Here is an 11,210-nt window from a genome sequence, read left to right as displayed (position 1 = left end):
ATCCTATGCCGGGCCACCGACAGATTCTGTTCCAGCAGAAAATCTGTGGACGAAGTCGAAACTGTGGATAACCTTCAGCGCGTTGATGATTCGGCTAGCGGAACTCCTCGGCGGACGCCTCGATCCAGTCCGAGCGCCACGACTCCGGCGGATCCTCGAGCAGTTCGCCGGGCATCAACCAGTCGTAGATCTCGGCGTAGGTGCGGGTGCGCTGACCCTCGATCCGGCGATTCAGCATCGACGGCTCGAGCTCGCCGAATCCGCTGAGGCCCATCGACGCAACGATCTGGGCGGCGCTGGCCACCGTGGCCCGCTGGAAGTTGACCACCCGCTGAGTCTTGTCCGGAACGTAGAGCGCCCGGGCCCGGGCCTTGTCCTGGGTGGCGACCCCGGTCGGGCACTTGTTGGTATTGCACTTCAGCGCCTGAATACAGCCGACCGCGAACATCATTGCCCGCGCGGACATCGTGAAATCCGCGCACTGGCAGATGCGGCTGACGATGTCGACGCCGCTGGCGACCTTGCCCGACGCCCCGATCTTGATGGAACCCCGCAGTCCGGTGCCGACGAGAGCGTTGTGGACCAGCATCAGCCCCTCGGTCAGCGGCATACCGACATGGTCCTCGAATTCCTGTGGGGCGGCACCGGTTCCGCCCTCGGAGCCGTCGACGATGATGAAGTCCGGCGTGATGCCGGTGTGCAGCATGGCCTTGCAGATCGACAGAAACTCGGTGCGCGCGCCGATGCACAGCTTGAATCCGATCGGCTTACCGCCGGACAGGCTGCGCAGCGTCGCGATGAAATGCATCATCTCCAGCGGGGTTCTAAACGCGGTGTGCGACGGCGGCGAGACCACCGTCTGTCCTATCGGCACACCGCGCGTCGCCGCGATCTCGGCACTGACCTTCGCGCCGGGCAGCACGCCGCCGAGACCGGGCTTGGCGCCCTGGGACAGCTTGATCGAGATGGCCTTGACCGTCGGCCAGCCGGCCTTCTCCTCGAACAGCTCCGCATCGAAGTGCCCACCGGCGTCGCGGCACCCGAAATATCCGGAGCCGATCTCCCAGATCAGGTCGCCGCCGTGCTTGAGGTGATACGGACTGATGCCACCCTCGCCGGTGTCATGGGCGAACCCACCGAGGGCCGCGCCACCGTTGAGTGCCTCGATCGCGTTGCCCGACAGCGCCCCGAAGCTCATCGCCGAGACGTTGAACAGCGCTATGTCGTAGGGCCGGGTGCAGTCCGGGCCGCCGAGCCGCACCCGCGGCGTCAGGTCGGTGGCCAGTCGGGCGCGCAGCGAGTGGCGGAGGAATTCGTAGCCCAGCGCGTTGACGTCGCGCTCGGTGCCGAACGGCTCGTCGCTCTTGGTGGCCTTGGCCCGCTCGTAGACCATGTCGCGAGTCTCGCGGTCGAACGGGCTGGCCTCGGTGTTCGACTCGATGAAGTACTGCCGGATCTCGGGCCGCAGGGCTTCGGCCAGCCAGCGCGCGTGGGCGAGGACGGGATAGGACCGCAACAGAGTGTGCCTGGTCTGCAGCAGGTCCCACGTTCCGAGCGCCGCGATCGCCAGGAGCGGCGCCGCGAGCAGCCACCACCATGGACTGAACAGGAACGCGAGTCCTGAGACGGCCAGCGCGACCACCCACACGGCCGCGACGGCGAGAGCTCTGAGCATCCGGCTTCCTCGGGGTGAAATGCCTGCGAGGCGTCATTCTGGCATCACCTATGATCGGCACTTGCGTCACATCCGTGGCGCAAACAACCCCAGCTGCGAAAAGGAGCGTCTTGCCGCGTGGGTGAGCAACCCGTCGACCTGTCGCAGGAATCGTTGACCGAGGCCGTCAACGCGGCCCGGCATGCCTTCGACCAGGCGGCTGACCTGGATGCGCTGGCCCGCGCCAAGACCGATCATCTCGGCGACCGTGCGCCGCTCGCACTGGCCCGCCAGGCGCTGGCCACGCTGCCCAAGGCAGACCGCGCCGAGGCCGGCAAGCTGGTCAACGTCGCCCGCGGCGACGCGCAGCGCAGTTTCGACGAGCGGCTGGCGGTACTGCGGGCCGAGCGCGACGCGGCCGTGTTGGTGGCTGAGGCCATCGACGTCACGCTGCCCTCGACACGGCAACCTATCGGGGCGCGGCACCCGATCACGATCCTGGCCGAGCACATCGCCGACACCTTCATCGCGATGGGCTGGGAGCTGGCCGAGGGGCCCGAGGTCGAGACCGAGCAGTTCAACTTCGACGCGCTGAACTTTCCGCCCGACCATCCAGCCCGCAGCGAGTCCGACACCTTCCACATCGCCCCGGAGGGATCGCGGCAGTTGCTGCGCACCCACACCTCCCCGGTGCAGGTGCGCACGCTGCTGGACCGTGAGTTGCCGGTCTACATCGTCTCGATCGGGCGCACCTTCCGCACCGACGAACTCGACTCCACCCACACCCCGGTCTTCCATCAGGTCGAGGGTCTCGCGGTGGACCGCGGACTGACGATGGCCCACCTGCGCGGCACCTTGGACGCCTTCGCCCGATCGGAGTTCGGTGAGGGCGCCCGCACCCGGATGCGGCCGCACTTCTTCCCGTTCACCGAGCCCTCGGCGGAGGTGGACATCTGGTTCCCGAACAAGAAGGGCGGCCCCGGCTGGGTCGAATGGGGTGGCTGCGGCATGGTCAACCCCAACGTGCTGCGCGCGGCCGGAATCGACCCCGAGGTGTACTCCGGCTTCGCCTTCGGCATGGGCCTGGAGCGCACCCTGCAGTTCCGCAACGGGATTCCCGATATGCGCGACATGGTCGAGGGTGACGTCCGGTTCTCGCTTCCGTTCGGGGTCGGCGTCTGATGCGGCTTCCCTACAGCTGGCTACGCGAAGTCGTGCAGCGCGGCGCACCCGACTGGGACGTCACGCCCCACGACCTGGAACAGGCGCTGATCCGCGTCGGGCACGAGGTCGACGACATCATCACCCTCGGACCGGTGACGGGCCCACTCACGGTCGGTCGGGTCACCGCGATCGACGAGCTGACCGAGTTCAAGAAGCCGATCCGAGCCTGCAAGGTCGACGTGGGTGAGGGCGAGGATCGTGACATCGTCTGCGGTGCAACGAACTTCGTGGTCGGCGACCTCGTCGTGGTGGCGCTGCCCGGCACCACCCTGCCCGGTGACTTCCACATCGCCAGCCGCAAGACGTATGGCCGGCTGTCCGATGGCATGATCTGCTCGGCCGCCGAATTGGGCTTGGGCGCAGATCATTCCGGGATCCTGGTACTGCCGCCCGACACCGCCGAACCCGGCGCGGACGGTATCGCTGTGCTCGGCCTCGACGACGTGATCTTCGATCTGGCGGTCACTCCGGACCGCGGCTACGGCATGTCGGTGCGCGGCATCGCCCGCGAGATCGCGTGTGCCTACGACCTGGACTACGACGACCCCGCCGACGTCCCACCGCTGCCTGCCGACGGGCCGGCGCTGCCGGTCACCGTCGAACCCGGCACCGGCGTCAGCCGCTTCGCGCTGCGGCCGGTCACCGGTATCAATCCGAAGGCGTTGTCGCCGTGGTGGTTACGCCGCCGGCTGATGCTGTCGGGTATTCGGCCCATCTCGCCGGCTGTCGACGTCACCAACTACGTGATGCTCGAACTCGGCCACCCGATGCACGCGCATGACCGCAGCCGGATCAACGGCGAATTCGTCGTCCGGTTCGCCAAGCCGGGGGAGACCGTTGTCACGCTCGACGACATCGAACGCAAGCTCGACCCGGCCGACGTGCTGATCGTCGATGACGTCGCCACCGCGGCCATCGGCGGTGTGATGGGTGCCGGCACCACCGAGATCGACGACGACTCCACCGACATTCTTCTGGAGGCCGCGGTCTGGGATCCGGCCGCGGTGTCGCGCACGATCCGGCGCCTACACCTGGTCAGTGAGGCCGGCCGGCGTTACGAACGCTCCGTTGACCCCGCCATTTCGGTTGCGGCGGTCGATCGGTGCGCCAAGCTGCTGGCCTCGATCGCCGGGGGCACCGTCGAACCCAACCTCACCGATTGGCGCGGTGACCCGCCGCGCAAAGACTGGTCTCCGCCGCCGGTGCGGATTCGGTTCGACCTGCCCGATCAGCTTGCGGGCGTCGAGTACGAGGGCGGTGCGACGGTCAAGCGGTTGACCCAGATCGGCGCCACAGTCGAAGAGGACGGCGACGACCCGGCGATCCTCATCGTCACCCCGCCGAGCTGGCGGCCCGACCTGGTCCAGCCTGCCGACCTCGTCGAAGAGGTGTTGCGGCTGGAAGGCCTCGACAAGATCCCGTCGGTATTGCCGACCGCCCCGGCGGGCCGCGGCCTGACCCCCACCCAGAAGCGGCGCCGTGCGATCGGTAAGGCGCTGGGCCTGTCGGGGTACGTCGAGGTGCTGACCAACCCGTTTCTGCCCGCCGGGATCTTCGACCAGTGGGGCCTGTCGGACCGCGACCCGCGGCGGGTCACGACGACGGTACTCAACCCGCTGGAGGCCGACCGGCCCCACCTGGCCACCACATTGCTGCCGGCGCTGCTGGAGGCCTTGTCCCGCAACGTGTCTCGGGGCTTCGGCGACGTCGCACTGTTCTCCATCGCCCAGGTCGTGTACCCCACCGATCAGACCACGGGTGTCGAGCTGATCCCGACGCATCGCCGGCCGAGCGAGGACGAGATCGCGGCGCTGGATGCGTCGCTGCCCAGTCAGCCGGTGCACGTGGGTGCGGTGCTGACCGGGCTGCGCGAGCCGCGCGGACCGTGGGGACCGGGCCGTGCGGTGGAGGCCGCTGACGCCTTCGAAGCCGTGCGGACCATCGCCCGTGCCTGCGGTGTGGACGTGACGTTGCGCGCTGCCCAGTACCTGCCGTGGCATCCCGGCCGGTGTGCCGAAGTTCTGGTCGACGGGCGCGTGGTCGGGCATGCCGGCCAGCTGCATCCCGCGGTCATCGAGCGTTCGGGACTGCCGAAGGGCACCTGCGCGGTCGAGCTCGACCTCGATGCCGTGCCGATCACCGAGACGCTGCCCGCCCCGCGGGTGTCGCCGTTCCCGGCGGTGTTCCAGGACGTGAGTCTGGTGGTCGCCGCGGACGTGGCCGCGCAGGCGGTCGTCGATGCGGTGCGCGACGGCGCCGGGGAGCTGCTCGAGGACGTGGCGCTGTTCGACGTCTACACCGGTCCGCAGATCGGGGAGGATCGGAAGTCGCTCACGTTGGCGCTGCGTTTCCGTGCACCGGACCGGACGCTGACCGAAGACGAGGCGAGCGCCGCCCGCGACGCCGCGGTGGCCGCGGCCGCCGAGCGCGTCGGCGCAGTTCAGCGCGCCTGACCCGTCCTCGCCCAAACTGACGATTGGCAGGGTTTTTGCGAGTGGGGGCCTGCATTTCGTCGACCTCGGCGCCCAGGCAGGGAATGTATTTGCATTGGTATGCATAACCATGCAGAATCATAGGATGACTTCGGTGGCGATTGCCGGTGCCAGCGGCTATGCCGGCGGTGAGATCCTGCGTTTGTTGCTCGGACATCCGGCCTACGCGGACGGCCGTCTGAGCATCGGCGCGCTGACCGCCGCGGCCAGTGCGGGCACGCACCTGTCCGAGCACCACCCTCACCTGTTGCCGCTGGCAGACCGGGTACTGCAGCCCACCGAGCGCGACGTGCTGGCCGGTCACGACGTGGTGTTCCTGGCTCTGCCGCACGGCCACTCGGCGGCGCTGGCCGAGCAGCTTGGCGACGACACCCTGATCGTCGACTGCGGCGCTGACTTCCGGCTCACCGACGCCGACGACTGGCAGCGGTTCTACGGCTCGGAGTACGCGGGCAGCTGGCCCTACGGGCTGCCCGAGCTGCCCGGTGGAAGGGACCGGCTGCGGGACGCCAAGCGGATCGCCGTGCCGGGTTGCTATCCGACTGCCGCGCTGCTGGCCCTGCTGCCCGCGGTGGCCGAGGGTCTGGTCGACCCGGCGGTGACCGTCGTGGCGGTCAGCGGCACCTCCGGCGCGGGGCGGGCCGCCAAGGTCGACCTGCTGGGTTCGGAGGTCATCGGCTCCGCGCGCGCCTACAACATCGCCGGCGCACATCGGCACACCCCGGAAATCGCGCAGGGTCTGCGAGCGGTGACCGACCGTGACGTCACCGTCTCGTTCACCCCCGTGCTGATCCCGACCTCGCGCGGCATCCTGGCCACCTGCACCGCACGCACTCAGGCGCCGGTGTCCGAGATTCGCGCGGCCTACGAGAAGGCCTACGACGCCGAGCCGTTCATTCATCTACTGCCCGAGGGCCAGCTGCCCCGCACTGGTGCGGTGATCGGCAGCAACGCCGCGCAGCTGGCGGTGGCTGTCGACGTCGACGCCGGAGTCATGGTCGCGGTGTGCGCGATCGACAATCTGGTGAAGGGGACCGCCGGCGCCGCGGTGCAGTCGATGAATCTTGCGCTGGGCTGGCCGGAGATTGAAGGACTGTCGATTGTGGGGGTGGCGCCGTGACGCTCGCTGATGCCAATTTGGTTCGGACGCAAGGGGTTACCGCGCCCGCCGGCTTCCGCGCGACCGGCATCGCCGCCGGCATCAAGGCATCCGGAAACTTGGACCTGGCGCTGGTGTTCAACGAAGGCCCCGACTACGCGGCCGCCGGCGTGTTCACCCGCAACCAGGTCAAGGCGGCGCCGGTGTTGTGGAGCCAGCAGGTGCTCACCACCGGTCGGCTGCGCGCCGTGCTGCTGAATTCCGGTGGCGCCAACGCGTGTACCGGTGCGGGCGGCTTCCAGGACACCCACGCCACCGCCGAGGCCGTCGCGGCCGCGCTGTCGCAGTGGGGCACCGAGACCGGGCCGGTCGAGGTCGCCATCTGCTCCACAGGCCTGATCGGCGACCGCCTGCCGATGGACAAGGTGCTGGCCGGTGTCACCGACATCGTCCACGAACTCGGTGGCGGATTGACCGGCGGTGAGGAAGCCGCGCGGGCCATCATGACCACCGACACCGTGCCCAAACAGGTTGCGCTGCATCACTCCATCGAGTCGGGTGAGAACTGGACCGTGGGTGGAATGGCCAAGGGTGCCGGCATGCTGGCTCCCTCGTTGGCCACGATGCTGGTCGTGCTGACCACCGACGCGGTGGCCGACGCCGCCGCGTTGGACACCGCGCTGCGCCGGGCCACCGCCAAGACCTTCGACCGGCTCGACGTCGACGGCAGCTGCTCGACCAACGACACCGTGCTGCTGCTCGCCTCGGGCGCCAGTGAAATCGCGCCCACCCAAGAGGATCTGGACGCGGCGGTGCTGCGGGTGTGCGACGACCTGTGCGCACAGCTGCAGGCCGACGCCGAAGGGGTCACCAAACGGATCTCGATCACCGTCACCGGCGCACCGAGTGACGACGACGCCGTCGTCGCGGCCCGCGTCGTGGCCCGTGACAGCCTGGTCAAGACGGCGCTGTTCGGCTCGGATCCGAACTGGGGCCGGGTGCTGGCCGCGGTCGGGATGGTGCCCTTCGAGATCGACGCCCAGCGGATCACCGTGTCGTTCAACGGGTTCCCGGTGTGCATCGACGGCGCCGGGGCGCCCGGCGCCCGCGGGGTGGATCTATCCGGCGCGGATGTTCAGGTGACCGTCGATCTCAAGCTCGGCAACGGCCAGGCCACCATCCGCACCACCGATCTGTCGCACGCGTACGTCGAAGAGAACTCGGCCTACAGCTCATGACCGCAACTGTGAACACGAAGGCCGCGATCCTCGCCGAGGCGCTGCCGTGGCTCAAGCAACTGAACGACAAGATCGTCGTCATCAAATACGGCGGCAACGCGATGACCGACGACCGGCTCAAGGCCGCGTTCGCCGACGACATGGTGTTCCTGCGCAACGCCGGTATCCACCCGGTGGTCGTGCACGGCGGCGGACCGCAGATCAGCGCGATGCTCAAAAAGCTCGGCATCGCAGGCGAATTCAAGGGCGGCTTCCGCGTCACCACCCCGGAGGTACTCGACGTCGCACGGATGGTGCTGTTCGGGCAGGTCGGCCGTGAGCTGGTGAACCTGATCAACGCGCACGGTCCCTACGCGGTCGGCATCACCGGCGAGGACGCGCAGCTGCTCACGGCGGTGCGGCGCGGGGTCACCGTCGACGGCGTTCTCACCGATATCGGCCTGGTCGGCGATATCGAGCACGTCAACGCCGCTGCGGTCCTCGATCTCATTGCAGCCGGGCGTATTCCGGTGATCTCGACCATCGCACCCGACGTCGACGGGGTGGTGCACAACATCAACGCCGACACGGCGGCCGCCGCGGTGGCCAGGGCGTTGGGCGCCGAGAAGCTGTTGATGCTCACCGACGTCGAGGGTCTGTACACCGCCTGGCCCGACCGGAATTCGCTCGTCAGCCAGATCGATACCGACACGCTGACCGATCTGCTGCCCAATTTGGAAAGCGGGATGATCCCCAAGATCGAGGCCTGCTTGCGAGCCGTCGAGGGCGGGGTGCCCAGCGCCCACGTCATCGACGGCCGCGTCGAACATTGTGTGCTGGTCGAGCTATTCACCGATGAAGGCACCGGCACGAAGGTGGTGAACCCGTGACATTCGGCGGGCAGGAGCGGAGCGACTCGGGGATGTTGCTGACGCAGCGTTGGCAGTCCGTCATGATGGACAACTACGGCACCCCGCCGCTGGCCTTGGTCAGCGGCGACGGCGCTGTCGTCACCGACGAAGGCGGTAAGACCTACCTCGATCTGCTCGGCGGCATCGCGGTCAACATCCTCGGCCACCGGCACCCGGCGATCATCGAGGCGGTCACCACTCAGCTCAACACGCTGGGCCACACGTCCAACCTGTATGCCACCGAACCGGGAATCGCGTTGGCCGAGGCGTTGGTCGACCAGCTCGGCGCACCGGCGCGGGCGTTCTTCTGCAACTCCGGCACCGAGGCCAACGAGGTCGCCTTCAAGATCACCCGGCTGACCGGGCGCACGAAACTCGTTGCCGCGCAGAACGCCTTCCACGGCCGCACCATGGGCTCGCTGGCATTGACCGGACAGCCCACCAAGCAGGCGCCGTTCGAGCCGCTGCCCGGCTATGTCACCCACGTGCCCTACGGGGACGTCGAAGCCCTCGAACAGGCCGTCGGTGACGACACCGCCGCGGTGTTCCTCGAACCGATCATGGGTGAGGGTGGCGTCGTGGTTCCGCCCGCCGGGTACCTGGTCGCCGCGCGCGAGATCACTAGTCGCCACGGCGCGCTCCTCGTCGTCGACGAAGTGCAGACCGGTATCGGGCGCACGGGCGCGTTTTATGCCCACCAGCACGACGGCATCACCCCCGACATCGTCACGCTGGCAAAGGGTCTCGGCGGCGGCCTGCCGATCGGCGCCTGCCTGGCCATCGGCCCCACCGCCGAGCTGCTGACTCCCGGACTGCACGGCAGCACTTTCGGCGGCAACCCGGTGTGCACCGCTGCCGCGCTGACGGTACTCAAGGTGGTCGCCCAGGAGGACCTGGTTACCCGCGCCGACGTTCTCGGTAAGACGCTGAGCCACGGCATCGAGGCGCTGGGCCACCCGCTGGTCGATCACGTTCGCGGCCGGGGCCTGCTGCGTGGCGTGGTGCTGACCGCGCCGCAGGGCAAGGCGGTCGAAACCCTGGCCCGCGAAGCGGGTTTCCTGGTCAACGCTGCCGCTCCCGACGTGGTGCGGCTGGCCCCACCGCTGATCATCACCGAAGCGCAGATCGACAGTTTCCTGCACGCATTACCGGCGATCCTGGAGGCGGCCCGATGAGCACCCTGAGGCATTTCCTGCGCGACGACGACCTGCAGCCTGGGGAGCAGGCCGAGATCCTGGAGCTCGCAGCCGCTTTGAAAAAGGAGCCGATGAGCCGGCGTCCGCTGGAGGGCCCGCGCGGGGTGGCGGTCATCTTCGACAAGAACTCCACCCGCACCCGGTTCTCCTTTGAGGTGGGCATCGCCCAGCTCGGCGGCCACGCCGTCGTGGTCGACGGCCGTGCCACCCAGCTGGGCCGGGAAGAAACCCTCGAGGACACCGGACGGGTCCTGTCGCGCTACGTCGACGCGATCGTCTGGCGTACCTTCGCTCAGCAGCGGCTGAACGCAATGGCCTCGGCCGCAACGGTTCCCGTCGTCAACGCCCTCTCCGACGAGTTCCACCCCTGCCAGGTGCTGGCCGACCTGCAGACCCTCGCCGAGCGTAAGGGCTCACTGAACGGGCTGCGGATGACGTATTTCGGTGACGGCGCCAACAACATGGCGCACTCGCTGATGCTCGGCGGAGTCACCGCAGGTATCCATGTGACGATCGCCGCTCCGGCCGGCTTTGAACCGCACCCGCTGTTCGTGGCCGCCGCCGAGCACCGCGGCAGGCAGACCGGTGCCACCGTCACCCTCACCGCCGACCCGGTGGCCGGTGCGAAGGGGGCCGACGTGTTGGTCACCGACACCTGGACGTCGATGGGGCAGGAGAACGACGGACTCGACCGCGTTGTCCCGTTCCGGCCGTTCCAGCTCAATGCCGGCTTACTCGGCCACGCCGACTCTGAAGCCGTTGTGCTGCACTGCCTTCCGGCGCATCGTGGCCATGAGATCACCGACGAGGTGATCGACGGTAAGCACAGTGCGGTGTGGGACGAGGCCGAGAATCGGCTGCACGCCCAGAAGGCACTGCTGGTGTGGTTGTTGGAGCAGCGATGACCAGCGAGGTCAGCACCACACGAGCCGGGCGGCAGGCCCGGATCGTGGCACTGCTGTCCTCGCGGTCGGTGCACAGCCAGAGCGAGCTCGCCGCGCTGCTGGGCGATGAGGGTATCGAGGTCACCCAGGCCACGTTGTCGCGCGACCTCGAAGAGCTCGGCGCGGTCAAGCTGCGCGGCGCCGACGGTGGCAGCGGCGTTTACGTGGTGCCCGAGGACGGCAGCCCGGTGCGCGGGGTGTCGGGCGGCACCGAGCGGGTGTCCCGCCTGCTCGCCGATCTGCTGGTGTCGACCGACGCCAGCGGCAACCTGGCCGTGTTGCGTACCCCGCCCGGGGCGGCACACTATCTGGCCAGCGCCATCGACCGGGCGGCGCTGCCCGACGTCGTCGGCACCGTCGCCGGTGACGACACCATCCTGGTGGTGGCCCGCGAGCCGATGACCGGAGCGCAACTGGCCACCATGTTCGAGACCATCCACAAGATCCACTAGACCCTAAAGAGCAAGGAGCAC

The 11,210-nt window shown here is 68.5% G+C and carries 9 protein-coding genes; 8 read left to right on the top strand and 1 reads right to left on the bottom strand.

Annotation, left to right across the window (positions count from 1 at the left end; genetic code table 11):
* Positions 1-94 precede the first annotated feature (94 nt).
* Positions 95-1,675, bottom strand: coding sequence for an FMN-binding glutamate synthase family protein (locus tag K0O64_RS17110; RefSeq protein ID WP_220045607.1), 1,581 nt, complete (start codon positions 1,673-1,675; stop codon positions 95-97).
* A 117-nt stretch (positions 1,676-1,792) separates the two neighbouring features.
* On the opposite strand from K0O64_RS17110, the gene pheS reads away from it, so the two are divergent.
* The 8 genes from pheS to K0O64_RS17070 all read left to right on the top strand — a co-directional run bounded on the left by pheS (position 1,793) and on the right by K0O64_RS17070 (position 11,189).
* A complete protein-coding gene (pheS, locus tag K0O64_RS17105; RefSeq protein ID WP_164520093.1) occupies positions 1,793-2,836 on the top strand; it encodes a phenylalanine--tRNA ligase subunit alpha in 1,044 nt (347 codons plus the stop codon).
* Entirely contained in the window at positions 2,836-5,331 is a 2,496-nt protein-coding gene (pheT, locus tag K0O64_RS17100) for a phenylalanine--tRNA ligase subunit beta (RefSeq protein WP_096311624.1), read from the top strand. The genes pheS and pheT overlap by 1 nt, the downstream gene beginning before the upstream one ends.
* A 124-nt stretch (positions 5,332-5,455) precedes the next feature.
* A complete protein-coding gene (gene argC / locus K0O64_RS17095; protein ID WP_096311623.1) occupies positions 5,456-6,490 on the top strand; it encodes an N-acetyl-gamma-glutamyl-phosphate reductase in 1,035 nt (344 codons plus the stop codon).
* Positions 6,487-7,707, top strand: coding sequence for a bifunctional glutamate N-acetyltransferase/amino-acid acetyltransferase ArgJ (argJ, locus tag K0O64_RS17090; RefSeq protein WP_096311622.1), 1,221 nt, complete (start codon positions 6,487-6,489; stop codon positions 7,705-7,707). The genes argC and argJ overlap by 4 nt, the downstream gene beginning before the upstream one ends.
* On the top strand, positions 7,704-8,576 hold the full coding sequence (gene argB, locus K0O64_RS17085) for an acetylglutamate kinase (RefSeq protein ID WP_096311621.1): 873 nt from the start codon (positions 7,704-7,706) through the stop codon (positions 8,574-8,576). Before argJ ends, argB begins: the two co-directional genes overlap by 4 nt.
* A 32-nt stretch (positions 8,577-8,608) precedes the next feature.
* Positions 8,609-9,772, top strand: coding sequence for an acetylornithine transaminase (locus K0O64_RS17080; protein WP_220046506.1), 1,164 nt, complete (start codon positions 8,609-8,611; stop codon positions 9,770-9,772).
* Positions 9,769-10,698, top strand: coding sequence for an ornithine carbamoyltransferase (gene argF, locus K0O64_RS17075; protein ID WP_071943932.1), 930 nt, complete (start codon positions 9,769-9,771; stop codon positions 10,696-10,698). The genes K0O64_RS17080 and argF overlap by 4 nt, the downstream gene beginning before the upstream one ends.
* On the top strand, positions 10,695-11,189 hold the full coding sequence (locus tag K0O64_RS17070; protein ID WP_071943936.1) for an arginine repressor: 495 nt from the start codon (positions 10,695-10,697) through the stop codon (positions 11,187-11,189). Before argF ends, K0O64_RS17070 begins: the two co-directional genes overlap by 4 nt.
* The last annotated feature ends 21 nt before the right edge of the window (positions 11,190-11,210 follow it).

This window comes from Mycolicibacterium pallens, from assembly GCF_019456675.1.
Classification (GTDB): Bacteria; Actinomycetota; Actinomycetes; order Mycobacteriales; family Mycobacteriaceae; genus Mycobacterium; species Mycobacterium crocinum.
The sequence above is the reverse complement of the archived record's forward strand: the minus strand, read 5'-3'. Positions and strand labels throughout refer to the sequence as shown.